General features: G+C 59.1%; 17 protein-coding genes. 4 read left to right on the top strand and 13 right to left on the bottom strand.

Annotated elements, in window-relative coordinates; all coding sequences use genetic code 11:
- Position 1: 1 nt before the first annotated feature.
- The 5 genes from GC127_RS10085 to GC127_RS10065 all read right to left on the bottom strand — a co-directional run bounded on the left by GC127_RS10085 (position 2) and on the right by GC127_RS10065 (position 4,886).
- A complete protein-coding gene (locus GC127_RS10085) occupies positions 2-811 on the bottom strand; it encodes a carbohydrate ABC transporter permease (protein ID WP_008279586.1) in 810 nt (269 codons plus the stop codon).
- Positions 808-1,701 (bottom strand): carbohydrate ABC transporter permease, encoded by an 894-nt coding sequence (locus GC127_RS10080; protein ID WP_037296830.1) that lies wholly within the window; start codon positions 1,699-1,701, stop codon positions 808-810. Before GC127_RS10080 ends, GC127_RS10085 begins: the two co-directional genes overlap by 4 nt.
- A 75-nt stretch (positions 1,702-1,776) precedes the next feature.
- On the bottom strand, positions 1,777-3,033 hold the full coding sequence (locus GC127_RS10075; RefSeq protein WP_151977906.1) for an ABC transporter substrate-binding protein: 1,257 nt from the start codon (positions 3,031-3,033) through the stop codon (positions 1,777-1,779).
- 42 nt (positions 3,034-3,075) lie between these two features.
- A complete protein-coding gene (locus GC127_RS10070) occupies positions 3,076-4,110 on the bottom strand; it encodes an ABC transporter ATP-binding protein (protein ID WP_199861223.1) in 1,035 nt (344 codons plus the stop codon).
- Positions 4,110-4,886 carry a DeoR/GlpR family DNA-binding transcription regulator gene (locus GC127_RS10065; RefSeq protein ID WP_037297008.1) on the bottom strand — a complete coding sequence of 259 codons (777 nt, stop codon included), beginning with the start codon at positions 4,884-4,886 and terminating at the stop codon, positions 4,110-4,112. Before GC127_RS10065 ends, GC127_RS10070 begins: the two co-directional genes overlap by 1 nt.
- Positions 4,887-5,186: 300 nt before the next feature.
- On the opposite strand from GC127_RS10065, the gene GC127_RS10060 reads away from it, so the two are divergent.
- Positions 5,187-6,071 carry an HAD-IIA family hydrolase gene (locus GC127_RS10060; protein WP_151977902.1) on the top strand — a complete coding sequence of 295 codons (885 nt, stop codon included), beginning with the start codon at positions 5,187-5,189 and terminating at the stop codon, positions 6,069-6,071.
- A 36-nt stretch (positions 6,072-6,107) separates the two neighbouring features.
- On the opposite strand, the gene GC127_RS10055 is transcribed toward GC127_RS10060, so the two are convergent.
- Both GC127_RS10055 and GC127_RS10050 read right to left on the bottom strand, forming a co-directional pair.
- Positions 6,108-6,863 carry a class II aldolase and adducin N-terminal domain-containing protein gene (locus GC127_RS10055; protein ID WP_008279593.1) on the bottom strand — a complete coding sequence of 252 codons (756 nt, stop codon included), beginning with the start codon at positions 6,861-6,863 and terminating at the stop codon, positions 6,108-6,110.
- Positions 6,860-7,303, bottom strand: coding sequence for a glyoxalase/bleomycin resistance/extradiol dioxygenase family protein (locus GC127_RS10050; protein WP_151977900.1), 444 nt, complete (start codon positions 7,301-7,303; stop codon positions 6,860-6,862). The genes GC127_RS10055 and GC127_RS10050 overlap by 4 nt, the downstream gene beginning before the upstream one ends.
- Before the next feature lie 62 nt (positions 7,304-7,365).
- Here GC127_RS10050 and GC127_RS10045 point away from each other — a divergent pair, with 62 nt between their 5' ends.
- The gene (locus GC127_RS10045; RefSeq protein WP_151977898.1) at positions 7,366-8,829 is read left to right on the top strand and encodes an AMP nucleosidase; all 1,464 of its coding nucleotides are present in this window, start codon (positions 7,366-7,368) and stop codon (positions 8,827-8,829) included.
- 132 nt (positions 8,830-8,961) lie between these two features.
- The gene (locus GC127_RS10040) at positions 8,962-9,249 is read left to right on the top strand and encodes an HU family DNA-binding protein (RefSeq protein ID WP_037270194.1); all 288 of its coding nucleotides are present in this window, start codon (positions 8,962-8,964) and stop codon (positions 9,247-9,249) included.
- A 103-nt stretch (positions 9,250-9,352) separates the two neighbouring features.
- On the opposite strand, the gene GC127_RS10035 is transcribed toward GC127_RS10040, so the two are convergent.
- Positions 9,353-10,336 (bottom strand): NAD(P)H-quinone oxidoreductase, encoded by a 984-nt coding sequence (locus GC127_RS10035; RefSeq protein WP_008279597.1) that lies wholly within the window; start codon positions 10,334-10,336, stop codon positions 9,353-9,355.
- 16 nt (positions 10,337-10,352) lie between these two features.
- Positions 10,353-11,042: a COQ9 family protein gene (locus GC127_RS10030; protein ID WP_151977896.1), complete on the bottom strand. Its 690-nt coding sequence runs from the start codon at positions 11,040-11,042 to the stop codon at positions 10,353-10,355.
- Positions 11,043-11,148: 106 nt separating this feature from the next.
- Between GC127_RS10030 and rpsU the strand changes: the two genes are divergently transcribed.
- Complete coding sequence (gene rpsU / locus GC127_RS10025) at positions 11,149-11,355, top strand: 30S ribosomal protein S21 (protein WP_008207378.1); 207 nt, start codon at positions 11,149-11,151, stop codon at positions 11,353-11,355.
- 136 nt (positions 11,356-11,491) lie between these two features.
- On the opposite strand, the gene GC127_RS10020 is transcribed toward rpsU, so the two are convergent.
- The 4 genes from GC127_RS10020 to rlmN all read right to left on the bottom strand — a co-directional run bounded on the left by GC127_RS10020 (position 11,492) and on the right by rlmN (position 14,638).
- Entirely contained in the window at positions 11,492-11,680 is a 189-nt protein-coding gene (locus GC127_RS10020; RefSeq protein WP_008279599.1) for a hypothetical protein, read from the bottom strand.
- A 105-nt stretch (positions 11,681-11,785) separates the two neighbouring features.
- On the bottom strand, positions 11,786-12,505 hold the full coding sequence (locus GC127_RS10015; protein ID WP_151977894.1) for a gamma-glutamyl-gamma-aminobutyrate hydrolase family protein: 720 nt from the start codon (positions 12,503-12,505) through the stop codon (positions 11,786-11,788).
- The gene (locus GC127_RS10010; protein ID WP_151977892.1) at positions 12,502-13,455 is read right to left on the bottom strand and encodes an amidoligase family protein; all 954 of its coding nucleotides are present in this window, start codon (positions 13,453-13,455) and stop codon (positions 12,502-12,504) included. The genes GC127_RS10015 and GC127_RS10010 overlap by 4 nt, the downstream gene beginning before the upstream one ends.
- 4 nt (positions 13,456-13,459) lie before the next feature.
- Positions 13,460-14,638: a 23S rRNA (adenine(2503)-C(2))-methyltransferase RlmN gene (rlmN, locus tag GC127_RS10005; protein WP_151977890.1), complete on the bottom strand. Its 1,179-nt coding sequence runs from the start codon at positions 14,636-14,638 to the stop codon at positions 13,460-13,462.
- Between the last annotated feature and the right edge of the window lie 30 nt (positions 14,639-14,668).

Raw genomic sequence — 14,668 nt, 5'->3', positions numbered from 1 at the left:
TTTACTTGATCCCTGTGCGCAAAAAGGCCTGTACGAACTGGCGTTGAAAGACAAGGAATGCCACGAGCAAGGGCGCCACTGACAGGATTGTCGCTGCGGAAATCACGCTGATATTCACCCCATTCTCAGGTGCGCCAAAGATCGACAACCCCACGGTCAGAGGCCGAGTATCCGGCGAGTTGGTGACAATCAGCGGCCAGAGAAAATTGTTCCAATGGGTCGAGACCGAGACCAGTGCATAGGCAAGGTAAGTGGGCCGCGCGAGGGGCACATAGACCCGCCACAAGATGCCGAACCAGCCGCAGCCCTCGACACGTGCCGCCTCATGCAGCTCAATAGGCACACCCTTAAAGGCCTGCCGCATCAGAAAGATACCAAAGGCAGATGCCATATAGGGCATGCCCACCCCAAGGATCGTGTCGAACAGACCAAGCCGCGAAACCATCACATAATTCTCGACGATCAACACCTCTGGCAGGATGAAGAGCTGCATCAAGACCAGAAGAAACACCACATCCCGCCCCGGAAACCGCACCTGTGCAAAGGCGAACCCGGCCAATGTCGTGACAAAAAACTGTCCGATCAGGATGACCGTCACCAAAAGAAATGTGTTGAGGAAATACTTCAGCCACGGCGCACCCGCCCAAGCGGTGCGAAAGTTGTCCAGAGTCCATGGCGCGGTCAGGTTGAAATTGACCGCATCCGAGGTTGTGTGAAACGCCGCCCAAAAAGCGAAGACCAGCGGCGAGATCCAGATCACGGCCAGCAAAAGCGCGCCAAAAGTCTCAAGATGTCGGGACAGGACGCTCATTGGTAATGTGTCCGCTTATCAAGAATGGTGAACTTGATCCCCGCCACGATGCCAAGAACGAGCAAAATAAGAATAGTCATCGCCGCCGCCTGCGGCGCATCGAAAAAGGCGAACGCCATTTCCCAGATGTAATATAGGATCAGCTTAGAGGCGTCGTTTGGGCCGCCCTTGGTCAGAATAAAGAGGTGGTCGATCAGCTTGACCGAGTTGATCAGAGCGTTGACCATGATGAAAAGCGTGGTCGGCATCAAAAGCGGCAGCACGATCCGGCGCGTATAGGTAAAGCGACTGGCCCCTTCGATATCAGCAGCTTCCTTGAGGTCTTCGGGGATGGTCTGAAGCGCGGCAAGGTAGAAGATCATAAAGAACCCCGCCTCCTTCCAGATCGTCACGATAATCACCGCCCATAATGCGGTTTCGGGCTGGCCCAGCCAATTGACCGACGGCAGGCCAAAGAGCGCCCCAATTTGATCCAGAACGCCCAATCCCGGCGTGTAAAAGAAGAGCCACAGATTTGCGGCGGCAATCATCGGAAGCACGGTCGGCGTGAAATAGGCGGTACGCACGAATCCGCGTGCCGGGATCTTGGAATTGGCCCACAGCGCCATGCCAAGAGCAATCGCTATGGAAATCGGAATTGTTGCGCCAGCATAGATCAGGTTGTTCGTCACCACCTTCCAAAAAGTCGGATCGGCGAAAAGATCCGTGTAATTCTCTGTGCCTACGAATTCACTGGGTTTGCGCCGCGTTTCGCGGCTGAACAGGCTTGTCCACAACGTCGCCATAGAGGGATAAAACGCAAAAGCCGTAAGCAGGATTGCGGCGGGGGATAGCAAAAGCCATCCGTATATCGCCTGTCTGCGGCGTTCTATATTCACGTGCTGCCCCATGTTCGGCCTTTTATACAGTCAATGTCGACGCCAGACCCAAGCCCGACGCCGACAAAAGGATCACCGGGCGACAAATTACCGGTAGTCTTTCAACAGCCGCTCGGCAGCCTCCTGCGCCTCGGCCAGTGCATCGGCGGGCGATTTGCCGCCCGTCAAGGCCGCCTGAATGGCGTTATTGAGCCCATCACGCACGCGCGCCGTCTCGAAAGTTGAGAATTCGGCAATCGCGTTCTCAAGCTGATTGCGCGCAACCAGAGCCGGTGGGAACTCTGCGGTATAGGCCTTGAGCGCCTCCGTTTCGTAGGACGCAGGCGACACGCCCATATAACCGGTAGCAATCGACCATTCGGCCGCCTGTTCGGGTGCAGTCATGAACGCGATCAGTTTGAGGGCTGCGGCGCGCTCTTCTGGGGTTGTGTCCTCGAAGACATAGAAATTGCCACCGCCGGTGGGCGAGCCGGGCCGCACATTCGCCGGAAGCACCGACACCCCGAAATCAAAGCTGGCTTCGTTCTTGACCGCCGTCAGGTTACCGGTGGAATGCCACATCATTGCGGTCTGCCCTTCGAGAAAGGCTTGACGCAATGTGCCCCATTCAACTGTGCCAGTCGGCATGATGCCATGCTCGGTCGAGAGCGATTTCCAGAACTCCAGCGTTTCGACGACTGCCGGGTCGTCGAAATAGGTTTCCAGCCCGTCGCCGGACATCAGCTCCTTGCCATTCTGGATGGCGAGCGCCTGAAACATCCAATAGGGATAGCCGGTCGAGGGGATCATCAGCCCATAGGTGCCATCCTTGGTCAGGGCCTTGCCCATGCTCACCATCTCGTCCCAGCTGGCCGGCGGGGCCTCTGGATCAAGACCTGCAGCGCGGAACATGTCCTTGTTGTAATAGGCCACGATGGTCGAGCGTTGGAACGGGATGCCCCATGTCTTGCCCTCGATCCGGCCATTGGCCATCAGCGCGGGATAAAAGCTATCGAGCCATCCTTGGTCGACGCCTTCGATATCCTCAAAGGCCACAATCTGGCCCTGCTCGATCAGGTCATAGGCGTCGATGGAAAACATCACCGCCAATTGCGCAGACTCCCCCGAGGCAATGGCCGAGAGCGCACGGACGCGCGTGTCGTCGTAGTTGCCCGAATAGATCGCGTTGACCTTGATATCCGGATTGGCCTCTTCGAACTTGGCGACGATGCCATCGACAACCTCGGTCAGCGCGCCGCCAACCGCAATCGGGTAATACATCGTCAATTCGGTTTGCGCAGCCACCGGCGCGGCAGTCAATGTCGCCAACGCGGTGGCCAGAGTGATCTTTCTGATAGTGTTCATGATGTCCTCCCAAGAATTAAACACGGTATTTCCAACGTGACCTCACGCCGTCACGCCATTCGGATGCCGAAGTCTGTTTCCTTCTGTGTCGAAGAAGTGCAGATCCTCATCGGCAAAATCTATGTCGAGCACGTCTCCGGCTGGGATGTTCCGCAATCCCGGCATCGCGATCACCAACCCATTCGCACCGGGATGTGTCAGCCCTACGAAGGTCTCTGACCCGAGGAATTCACATTCGGAGACGCGGCATTTCAGGCGCCCCTTGCCCGGACCGGCCAAACGCAAACTTTCTGCGCGCAGGCCAATTTTATCAGCCCCCTCAAAACCGGGCAGCGTCGCGCTATCAATCAATGCCATCGGCGGAGAGCCGACAAATTCGGCGACGAATGTATTGGCAGGGCGGTAATACAGGTCCTCGGGTGCGCCGGTTTGCTGGATGCGCCCGTCCTTCATCAACACAACGATATCGGCCATACTCATGGCTTCGGTCTGATCATGGGTCACGTAGATGACGGTGATACCCAGATCGACCTGTAGTTTCTTGATATCCTTACGCACGGACGCCCGCAGCTTGGCATCAAGGTTCGACAGAGGTTCATCCATCAAGCAAAGCGGCTGGTTCGCCACAATGGCACGGGCAAGCGCCACGCGCTGCCGCTGCCCCCCGGACAACTCACCCGGCTTACGTGCCTCGTACCCCAACAATCCGGTAATCTCGAGGGCGCGTTGCAACTTTTCCCGCCGCTCAGCCGCAGGCACCCGGCGCACCTTGAGCCCGAAAACAACATTCTCCGCGACACTGAGATGTGGAAAGAGCGCGTAGGACTGAAACACCATCGACAGATTTCGCTCAGACGGTGCGGCCGTGGTCACGTCCCGTCCATCAATCAAGATCTGCCCCTCATCCGGCAGTTCCAGCCCCGAGAGCAGGCGCAAAGTGGTCGACTTTCCGCAACCAGATGGCCCAAGCAGGGCCACAAACGATCCGCGCGGGATCGACAAGGAAACCCGCTCGACGCCAAGCTGCCCCTTCCAACGCTTTGCGACCTCTCGCACGTCTACAAACGCATCCGACATCAGCCAATGTCCTCTGCAAATGTGATCCGGCCTCCCAGACGCTCGACCAGTTGGTCAAACGGCGCGGCTGGCGCGCGGTCACAGATTATATGATCGATCTGGGCAATATTGCCGCCAACGGCGGGGGCCAGACGCCCGAATTTGCTACGATCTATCACAAGGATGGATGTTCGCGCGTTCTGCCACATGCGGTCGGTGGCCCGCACCTCGGCTTGATGGAACTCCAGCAACTCGCCCTCCGCTCCGATCCCCGCCGTTCCAAAGAGGGCGAATTCGGCGCGGTAACGACCAAAGAACTCGACCACCTCCTCGCCGACAAAATCGCGGTCTGGCAACCGGAGTTCCCCACCCGGAACGATGATGCGATTGGAAATCTCTTCGCTCAGCGCCATAGCAGCGCTGAGGTTGTTGGTGACGACGGTCAATTCCCTTTTGCGATGCAGCGCCCGCGCCACGCTGAGCACGGTAGAGCCGATGGAGATAAAGACCGTTGCCCCATTGGGGATCATCGCCGCCGCCGCATTGGCAATAGCGCGCTTTCCTACAAGATTGGTGCCCGCCCGCTGGTCAAACGGTGTATTGCGGCGGCCCTCGGCAAGCTCGATGCGCCCATGCGCGCGGTGGAGGGTTTCACCATCACAAAGCAGATCAAGATCGCGCCGGATCGTCTGCATCGAGACGCCGAACATGTCGGCGAGCGCGCCCACACTCACGCCTCCCTGTTCTTGAACAACCTGTTGAATAAGGTCGTGTCGCCGACTTTTCTTGGACGCCATGTGAGTTTCCATAACTTTGCGCGATTGTTGGTCACGAAATGCAACAAAGCAACATTTTTTTGCTTGGTTTCCCTCTAGTCGCAGGGCCAAAAAATTGAGATCATCACAGCAATCGCGAATACTCTCCAAATTAAACCCCTTTTACAGGCCTAACTCGAAAATATGACACCTATGTGAAATGTCGCTTTGTTGTTTTGTACTTTCAATTTCTTCTCTGCACTGTAAGTTTTCCTGAGCTGGGTCTATTCTGCGGCCTTGCGGCACACGCAGTTCGACCAAGTCGGAGGCTTCACCAAACTGATGGACACTGTCGCGACTATTTTCGACCGCTACGAGGCCGTGCGCCACCGCTTGCCAAGGGTTCACTCGCCAACACGGACGCGGGAAATCAGCTCTCTGCATGACATCGCGGCACAAGCGGATGCCTTTGTCTTTGACGCCTACGGTGTGCTGAATATCGGCGAGGCGGCCATACCCGGCGCAGCGCAACGTTTGAGAGAGTTGAGAGAAATCGGATGCCAGATTCGCATTCTCTCCAACGCGGCCAGCTACACCCATGCCGGCGCCATGACCAAGTTTCAAAATCTGGGCATGGGGGTTAGGGATCACGAGATCATTACAAGCCGAGATGCCACATTGGCGCATCTGGATGACAGGCTTTGGGGATGTATCGCCGCGCCACAGGACAATCTGTCCGACATTTCCGCCCCTACCCGGCGACTGGTGGATGACCCCATCAGCTATGATCAGGTCGAAGGCTTTGTTTTTCTCTCTACCGAGGTCTGGTCGCTGGATCGCCAAGCGCTGCTCGAAACCGCACTGTTAAAGCGCCCGAGGCCAGTGATCATCGCCAACGCCGATCTGGTTGCCCCGCGCGAACACGGCTTTTCGCTAGAGCCCGGTTATTTCGGGCATCAACTTGCGGATCGCGGCATTCCAGACGTGCGGTTCTTTGGCAAACCGTTTCCTGCCGTCTACGAAATGGTTGAGGCGTCCTTGTCTAACCTATCGCGCCATCGAATCGTCATGTGCGGCGATACGCTTCACACAGATATTCTGGGGGCTGCGGCGCGGGATTGGCAAACGGTCCTTGTGGAGCAAGACGGCCTCTTCTGTGGTCAGGACACCAGCGTCTATCTCAGTCAAGCGACCCTTTTCCCAACGTGGCGCCTGTCCCGCATCTGAGACAGGCGCGCCGTACGTCGCTGCAACGGCAAGACACTATTGCGCGTAGTCCGAGCCTTCAGCGTCCAAAATGGCCTTGAGTTCCGACAGATGCCGATCTGCCTGGCCCGGGTAATCATCAAGTTCCTGCGCCGTCTTCTCCGCAACCGCATCCGACAGAACCCGCAGGGGGCGCCCGGTTTGCAACGCCCGGATATAAGTCTCGGCGGCACGCTCGAAATAATAGAGGCGGTTGAACGTGTCCGCGACACTATCGCCGATCACCATCACCCCGTGGTTGCCCATGATCAGCACCTTCTTCTTGGGGTCGGTCAAAAGCCGTGCACAGCGCGCGCCTTCATCCTCGAACGCCAGCCCGCCATAGCCCTCATCGACCACATGCCGGTTATAAAACGTGGCACAGTTCTGGTCGATGGGCGGCAGGCGGCTATCGGCAAGGCTGGCCAACACGGTGGCATGAATAGAATGCACATGCATGGCGCAGCGGGCATGGGCGCAGTGCCGGTGCAGCCCCCCATGCAGGCCCCAGGCGGTGGGATCAGGCGCATTTGGCCCCTCTAGCGTTTCGGGATCATTGGCATCCACAACGATCAGATCGCTGGCGCGGATACGGGCGAAATGCATCTGGTTGGGGTTCATCAGGAACCGCGTGCCATCATCATTGATCGAGAGGCTAAAGTGATTGGCAACCGCTTCGTGCATGTTCAGGCGCGCGGTCCAACGAAAGGCCGCGGCAAGATCCACGCGCTCTTGCCAGTGGTCCATGTTGGGGCGCAGGTTTGTCACATTCATTTCGCTTTCCTTTCAATCTCGGTCAGGGGCCGGGAGGCGACCCACGCATAACCATTGGGGCACAGGATGCAGCATTCGCGCAGCCCGTGGGGTTTGTTGGTGGGCGGTTGCAGGATCATGCCGCCTGCATCCTCGGCGCGGGCGGCAACCGTGTCGGGATCGCTGTCGAAAAGGTGCAAAGACGCCCCGGCCCCGCGCGGCGGGCTCTCAGGCACAAGGCCAAGGATCGGGTTGGCGGCGTAGGTATGATCGGCATGCAGTTGCATCACCTGATCGCCATAGACCATGATCGCAAAATCTGCGCTTAGACGATGGGCCGCCATGCCGAAAACGCTGACAAGAAAAGCCGCCTCAACCCGCACATCGCGCACCAAGAGGTTGAGGCCAAGCCCGCGCAGGCTGGCCCCGAATTCCTCAGGCGTAATCGTTTCGTAATCCATGGCCTCAGCTTGATCATGCCCCCGGCACGTGTCAACCTGAGAGCATGCCGCAGGAGACACGCATGAGCATCAGCACCCCCGACAAGATCGCCCCAGAGGCGTTCACAGAGGCGCGCGCGGCGGTGGATCGGCTCTGTCAGCTTTATGCGGCAAGCACAGAGTTTCTCTGCACAGCCTTTGCAAAGGCTTTGGCCGGGCACCTGCCGATGGGCCGGGTGCGCGCCTATTATCCCGAAATACGTTTGACCACGACGACCTATGCCAAGGTCGACAGTCGGCTCAGCTTTGGCCATGTCTCGAACCCCGGCACCTATGCCGCAACGATCACGCGCCCCATCCTGTTCCGCGCCTATCTGGAGCAGCAGCTGGGCCTCTTGATGGACAATCACGGTGTCGGGGTCATGATCGGCCTCTCTGACACGCCTATTCCTGTGCATTTCGCGGTGGCGGGGGATGCAAACCTGAGCGTGCCACAAGAAGGTGCCGCAGAGTTCACCCTGCGCGATTACTTTGACGTGCCGGATCTGGCGACCACCAATGACGATATCGTCAATGGCACATGGCTGCCGGGGCTGGACGGGGCAGCCCCTTTGGCACCGTTCACTGCGCAGCGGGTGGATTATTCGCTGGCACGCCTCACGCATTACACGGCAACCGATCCCTGCCATTTCCAGAATTACGTGCTCTTCACCAACTATCAATTCTATGTCTCGGAATTCGAGACCTACGCCCGGCGCATGCTGGGGGACGCGAACAGCGGCTATTCGGCTTTTGTCAGCACCGGAAATGCCGAGATCACCGGGCCGGATGATATCCTACCTGCGCCCGAACGATTGCCGCAGATGCCCGCCTATCACCTCAAGCGGGCGGATGGATCGGGGATCACCTTGGTCAATATTGGGGTGGGTCCGTCCAACGCAAAGACCGCGACCGATCATATCGCCGTACTGCGCCCGCATGCTTGGGTGATGGTCGGCCATTGCGCGGGGCTGCGCAATTCGCAATCCTTGGGCGATTTCGTGCTGGCCCATGCCTATCTGCGCGAAGATCGCGTGCTTGACGCCGATCTGCCCGCATGGGTGCCCATCCCCGCGCTTGCCGAAATACAGATCGCACTGCAAGAGGCGGTGGCCGCCGAGACGCAGCTTGAGGGGTTCGACCTCAAGCGCGTCATGCGCACCGGCACAGTCGCCAGCGTAGACAACCGCAACTGGGAACTGCGCGAGCAATCGGGGCCAGTGCAACGCCTCAGCCAGTCGCGCGCCGTCGCGCTGGACATGGAGAGCGCCACGATTGCCGCCAACGGGTTCCGCTTCCGTGTGCCCTATGGCACGCTGCTTTGCGTTTCGGACAAGCCGTTGCAGGGCGAATTGAAGCTGCCCGGCATGGCCTCGGATTTTTACAAATCCCAAGTTTCACGTCACCTCATGATTGGGATTCGCGCCATGGAATCATTGCGCCGCATGCCCCTTGAACGCATCCACAGCCGCAAATTGCGCAGTTTTGAAGAGACAGCTTTCCTCTGACCCGACGGAAATCCGCACAAAATCCAGCAAAAGGGCTTGCTTTTGCCCACTAGCCGTTGTGTTTAGCCACATCATGGCGTTTAATCACGCGCATGAGGCCCAAGGGACGGGCAGTTGTAAGGAGACCATAAAATGGCAAAACCCATGACCAAGACCCAACTCGTCGCCGCTCTGGCCGATGATATGGGCAGTGACAAGAAGACCGCTGGCGCAGCTCTGGACGCCGTGATCGCGATCATCACCCGTGAAGTATCCGCCGGCGGTGCCGTGACCCTGCCCGGCATCGGCAAGATTTATTGCCGTGAGCGCCCCGAGCGTATGGTGCGCAACCCCGCGACAGGCGAGCAGATGAAGAAAGAGGCCGACAAGGTGGTCAAGATGACCATTGCAAAGGCACTCAAGGACAGCGTGAACGGCTGATCTGCGGCCCGCTGGCGCAGAATTCGCGCCGCCAGCCTGCACCAGAGATCAAAAGGGCCGCCCAATGGGGCGGCTTTTTATTTGTCTCGATCGTTGACCCGGGTCACGCAACCTTGAGGACGATTTTGCCGATGTGCCCGCTCGACTCCATCCGCGCATGCGCAGCAGCAGCCTTGGCCAGCGGATATTCGGAATCCATCACCGGCGCGATTTTACCCGCCTCCAGCAGCGGCCAGACATGGGTGCGCAGGCTTTCGGCAATCCGCGCCTTGGCGAGATCGCTTTGCGGGCGCAGCGTGCTGCCGGTGATCGTGAGGCGACGCATCATCACCTGAGAGAAATTCAGCTCGATCTTGGGGCCTTGGAGAAACGCGATCTGCACGAGGCGTCCATCATCGGCAAGCGCCTTGACGTTGCGGGGCAGGTAATCGCCGCCAACCATGTCAAGGATCAGATCTGCGCCGCCCTCGGCAGACAACACCTCGGTGAAATCCTCTTCGCGGTAGTTGATCGCGCGTTCGGCCCCAAGATCCATGCAGACCTGGCATTTCTCGGCAGAGCCTGCCGTGGTAAACACCCGCGCGCCGAAGGTGTGGGCGAGTTGAATGGCCGTGGTGCCGATCCCGGATGAACCGCCATGCACAAGAAACCGCTCGCCGCCCTTGAGTGCGCCGCGCTGAAACACGTTAGACCAGACGGTGAAGAAGGTTTCCGGCAGACAGGCGGCCTGTTCGAGGCTAAGACCATGCGGCACCGGCAAGCAATGCGCTGCGGGCGTGGCCACATATTCGGCATAGCCGCCACCGGGCAATAGCGCACAGACCTGATCGCCAAGCGTCCAATGCGTGACGCCCGCACCAAGCGCCACGATTTCCCCTGCCCCTTCAAGCCCCGGAAGGTCAGAGGCCGTGGGCGGCGGCGCATAGAGCCCGGCACGTTGCAAGGCATCCGGGCGGTTGACACCGGCATAGGCCAGCCGGATCACGACCTCGCCTGCGCGTGGCGCGGGAATGGGGCGAGTGGTCAGTTGCAATACTTCGGGGCCACCCGCCTGCGTGATTTCGACGGCCTGCATCGTCTTGGTCATTCATCTGTCCTTATATTCAGTTCGGGCCATTCCAGCGGCCCGGCATACCCGTCTGTGCGCCCGGCTGCGGCGCACGGATACGGCTCAAAAAACTGAGCGGTCCCGCCATGAGGCCCGACACCAAACGGTTGTCACGGGCCTGCGCCTTGAGCTTTTCGATCTGCATCACACCCTCGATGCGGCGATCAAGAAATTCCCATGTGCGGGTTTGGCCGTCACTGTCGTCACCCAACCAATAAAGAACGGTCGCGCCATAGACACCCGAGAGCGTTGCGCGTTTGGTGTACCAATTCACATCCTGCGATGTGTCCCCAAGAGCGGTCCAGATGTGATCAGCCGTTTGCCAGAGGGCGCGCGCACCATCGGCAGCATAGGGCGGCAAGGAAAAGAGGGTCATCCCCCGACGTACCAGTTCGCGATCCTCGACCGTCTCAAGGCGGACACGCACGGCAAACGCCACGCGATCCCGAAAACGCAGGGCGCTCAGGTCGGTCTCGGCCAGTCGTTTGAGCATCGCGGCATCGCCTGCCGCATGATAGGCAAGCGCCAAATCGACCGCGCCGCGCGGACAAATCGCGGACACAAGGCCGGGGGCAATCCCAGCATCCTCAGCGGCAAGACGCAGGGTGGTTTCGCTCCAGCCATCGAAGGGCACATGGAGCGCTGCGGCATCCAGCAAACGGGTCATCAGATCGGGTTCGGACATCGAAAATCCTCCTTGCGGCGCACCCTAGACAAATCCAAGATGCTTTGCTATACGGCGCCTTCCTGCAATCTATTGCAACTTTAACTTAGGAAGGTGGTGACACCACATGCAGGTTAGTGTTCGCGACAACAATGTCGATCAGGCGCTCCGCGCTCTGAAGAAAAAACTGCAGCGCGAAGGCGTTTTTCGTGAAATGAAGCTCAAGCAACATTTCGAAAAGCCGTCCGAGAAGAAAGCGCGCGAGAAGGCCGAAGCGATTCGCCGTGCCCGGAAACTGGCGCGCAAGAAAGCGCAGCGCGAAGGCATGCTCTAAGAGCGCTCTCCGCAGGTTTTTGCGGCACGTTTGACGACCCCCGGGCAGATGCTTCGGGGGTTTGTCGTTTTTGGGGCTTAGCCCCATCAGCCCAAGCGCCGGTCGCCTATAGATTTCAGCCAGAAACAGGCCGCGGTCAGCTCAGTTGGCAGAGCGGTGCATCCTGACGGATCGAGGTGACAAAACGCCCCTCGGCGGTGTCGCGGATCGCATAGCCATACCCGCGCAGGCGGTGCTTCCATTCCCGCTCGGAAACGGCGAGATGACGCTCGCGCATCACGAGATTGCGGATTTCGGTGCTGCTTTCATTCTGGTTCAGGTTCATTGTTTCTATCCCTGTTAAAATTTGCCTCTGACTTTAGGGATAGGTGACGGATGTGGCGGTAATCGTGCCGGATTATGGCAGGGTCGGGGAATTATCGCGACAGGGTCAACGTGCCACGGCGTCCACGCCGGGCAGTTGCGCCGCATGATCGCGCCGCGCTGCGGCCGCTGCGATGAGCGCACGAAAGATGCCCATTTGCCGATGCGCATAGAAAAGATGCTCGGGGTGCCATTGCACGCCCAAGGCAAAGGGTTCCTTGACCCGCTCGACAGCCTGAATCATGCCAGCACTATCCCGCGCAGCGATACGCAGACCGTCCCCCAAGCGATTAACGGCCTGGGTATGCAGGGCGTTCACCTTCATCGGTTGGGTGCCCGCAAGCTGTGCCAGACGGGTGCCGGCGGTGATCCGAACGGTCTTACGCGGCAGCACGGTGCGAATGTGATCGCTGGCGGCATAGGTCTCATACGCGTCTTGATGCAATGTGCCCCCAAGAGCGATGTTGAGCATCTGACTACCCCGGCAGATACCCAAAACCGGCTTGTCATGCGCAAAGGCGGCCAAGACCAGCCCACGTTCCAGCGCGTCCCGGTCGGGATCTAGTCGCGCGGATTTAACCAGCCGCCCGCCATAGAGATCCGGCGAGATGTCATCGCCACCGCCGATGATGAGCCCATCCACCGCCTCTATGTCAGCCGCGCGGCCCGCTTGCCACCGCAGGGCGCGCCCCCCCGCCAACCACACATTAAGCGCGATAAGCGGAAAGATACGCCACCCTGACCGGCGCGAAACTGTGACCCCGATCACGGGGCGGCGTGCGGTCATACTCGATCAAGCCCCGCCGATTGCAGGATACGACCTGCGCGATTGGCCCAGCTTTGACGCGACAGCGTGAGCAGGCCATGATCGTCCTGCCAGGCCTGCGACAGGCGCTTGAGCAGCGCGGTATCGGCGGCCACCCGTTCCACAGTCAACCAGCGTTGCCATTCATCGGCAATCGACCAAGCGGCCTCGTCTATCCGGCAGTCGGGCAAACGAAAATGAAAGGTCGGGCGTGCCGATGTCTTGTCGGAAATGGCCGCCTTGATCCGATCCGCGTCGAAATGCGCAAAGAGGGGCAGCATATCGAGACCGCGATTGCGGCTTGGCGTCAGTTCGAGATAGCTGCCGATCACCCTCTCACGCGCGGCCTCTGGCCCCATTTCGATCAGCGCACGGGTAAAATCAATCGGGTATGGGTCTGTAAAGGGTAAGAGACGGCGGGCCTCGTCAATAGGATTGGCGGCGCGCAGCCAGTCCTCGATCAGCGCATAGGCAAGCAAAGGGCGAACCGTGTCGGCATCAGAATCGCTGGCCATCTCAATGTTAAGATGCAGGCCAAACCCAAAGAACCAGCCCGCGCCGCTGCCCAAAGCCCCTGCATCCCGAAGCGTCATCCGCAAATCATCAAGGCGGGCAAGGCCATCCATATCAAGCGGTTTGGTGACGATTTCCACCGGCACCACTTCGCGTCCCAGATCTAGCGCCAGATCGCGCAGTTTGCTGTGTTCCGCGTTGCGCAGAAAGATGTCGAGATAGATGTCGATCTGTCCGATCTGGCTATTCTCAACCCGCCAGATATGGCTGTCTACCTGTTGCGCCGTGCCCCCCAATTCGGATGCACACAGGTCCGCCACGCGCGATTCCGGCAAGCCGCCAAGCTCGATTTCGACACCGACAAGGCGGGGATCACCCGTAGCGTTCAATGGCTGCGGCAGGGGGGCAAAGGCGGTCATTGGGCTAAAGCCCTGCCTCGGCCTCGATCTGCGCGCGGGACTTGCGGGAGCGTTCGGTGGCGGATTTCAACTGGCCGCAGGCGGCCATGATATCCTCGCCACGGGGCGTTCGGATCGGGCTGGCATACCCAGCCTTGTAGATGATGTCGGCAAAGCGTTCGATCCGCTCCCAATCGCTGCGTTGATACGGGCTGCCGGGCCACTCGTTGAATGGGATAAGGTTGATCTTGGCCGGAATGCCCTTGATCAGTTGAACAAGGCGGCGGGCATCGGCATCACTGTCATTGACACCTTTGAGCATGACATATTCAAAGGTGATCCGCTCGGAATTGCTCAGGCGCGGATATTCGCGCAGCGTGTCCAGCAGCGTGGCGATGTTCCATCGCTTGTTGATCGGCACCAGAGTATCGCGCACCTCATCCGTAGTGGCGTGAAAGCTGACAGCCAGCAAACATCCGATTTCCTTAGCCGTCTTGGCGATCTCGGGCACAACACCAGAGGTCGAGAGCGTGATACGACGGCGTGACAGGGAAATCCCTTCACCATCCATGGCGATTTTCATGGCATCGCGCACATTGTCGAAATTATAGAGCGGCTCGCCCATGCCCATCAGGACAATGTTGCTGATAAGGCGGGGGCGCTCGCCTGCAGGCTCGCCCGGTTTGGGCCATTCGTTCAAGTCATCGCGCGCCAGCATCACCTGACCGATGATCTCACCCGCCGTCAGGTTGCGCACCAGTTTCTGCGTGCCGGTGTGGCAAAACGAACAGGTGAGCGTGCAGCCCACTTGAGAGGAAATGCACAGCGTGCCGCGATCGGTTTCGGGGATATAGACCACCTCGACCTCATGGCCGCCCGCGATCCTTACCAGATACTTGCGCGTACCATCGGCACTGACCTGCTTGCTCACGACTTCCGGGATTGTCACCACAAAGTTTTCGGCCAATTGGGCACGATAGGCTTTGGCCAGATTGGTCATGGCATGAAAATCACGCACACCCCACTGATAGATCCATTGCCAGATCTGATTGACCCGCATCTTGGCCTGCTTTTCGGGCGTGCCATGCGCGATCAGCACCTCACGCAGCGCATCGCGCGTTAACCCCACCAGGTTGATCGGCCCGTCGGGCAGCTTGCGGGGGATGGTCAGCACATCCTGTGTAATGGGGGCAGTTTGGGTCATGGGCCTGTCGCGGTTCGGGCTGGGATATGA

The sequence above is a fragment of the Roseovarius sp. EC-HK134 genome, from assembly GCF_902498815.1.
Taxonomy (GTDB): domain Bacteria; phylum Pseudomonadota; class Alphaproteobacteria; order Rhodobacterales; family Rhodobacteraceae; genus Roseovarius; species Roseovarius mucosus_A.
This window is presented reverse-complemented; position numbering and strand designations above follow the sequence as displayed.

Excerpts from the sequence above, each read along its gene's own strand:
- GC127_RS10085 (WP_008279586.1), bottom strand. The coding sequence starts at position 811 with ATGAGCGTCCTGTCCCGACATCTTGAGACTTTTGGCGCGCTTTTGCTG.
- GC127_RS10080 (WP_037296830.1), bottom strand. The coding sequence starts at position 1,701 with ATGGGGCAGCACGTGAATATAGAACGCCGCAGACAGGCGATATACGGA.
- GC127_RS10075 (WP_151977906.1), bottom strand. The coding sequence starts at position 3,033 with ATGAACACTATCAGAAAGATCACTCTGGCCACCGCGTTGGCGACATTG.
- GC127_RS10070 (WP_199861223.1), bottom strand. The coding sequence starts at position 4,110 with ATGTCGGATGCGTTTGTAGACGTGCGAGAGGTCGCAAAGCGTTGGAAG.
- GC127_RS10065 (WP_037297008.1), bottom strand. The coding sequence starts at position 4,886 with ATGGCGTCCAAGAAAAGTCGGCGACACGACCTTATTCAACAGGTTGTT.
- GC127_RS10060 (WP_151977902.1), top strand. The coding sequence starts at position 5,187 with ATGGACACTGTCGCGACTATTTTCGACCGCTACGAGGCCGTGCGCCAC.
- GC127_RS10055 (WP_008279593.1), bottom strand. The coding sequence starts at position 6,863 with ATGAATGTGACAAACCTGCGCCCCAACATGGACCACTGGCAAGAGCGC.
- GC127_RS10050 (WP_151977900.1), bottom strand. The coding sequence starts at position 7,303 with ATGGATTACGAAACGATTACGCCTGAGGAATTCGGGGCCAGCCTGCGC.
- GC127_RS10045 (WP_151977898.1), top strand. The coding sequence starts at position 7,366 with ATGAGCATCAGCACCCCCGACAAGATCGCCCCAGAGGCGTTCACAGAG.
- GC127_RS10040 (WP_037270194.1), top strand. The coding sequence starts at position 8,962 with ATGGCAAAACCCATGACCAAGACCCAACTCGTCGCCGCTCTGGCCGAT.
- GC127_RS10035 (WP_008279597.1), bottom strand. The coding sequence starts at position 10,336 with ATGACCAAGACGATGCAGGCCGTCGAAATCACGCAGGCGGGTGGCCCC.
- GC127_RS10030 (WP_151977896.1), bottom strand. The coding sequence starts at position 11,042 with ATGTCCGAACCCGATCTGATGACCCGTTTGCTGGATGCCGCAGCGCTC.
- rpsU (WP_008207378.1), top strand. The coding sequence starts at position 11,149 with ATGCAGGTTAGTGTTCGCGACAACAATGTCGATCAGGCGCTCCGCGCT.
- GC127_RS10020 (WP_008279599.1), bottom strand. The coding sequence starts at position 11,680 with ATGAACCTGAACCAGAATGAAAGCAGCACCGAAATCCGCAATCTCGTG.
- GC127_RS10015 (WP_151977894.1), bottom strand. The coding sequence starts at position 12,505 with ATGACCGCACGCCGCCCCGTGATCGGGGTCACAGTTTCGCGCCGGTCA.
- GC127_RS10010 (WP_151977892.1), bottom strand. The coding sequence starts at position 13,455 with ATGACCGCCTTTGCCCCCCTGCCGCAGCCATTGAACGCTACGGGTGAT.
- rlmN (WP_151977890.1), bottom strand. The coding sequence starts at position 14,638 with ATGACCCAAACTGCCCCCATTACACAGGATGTGCTGACCATCCCCCGC.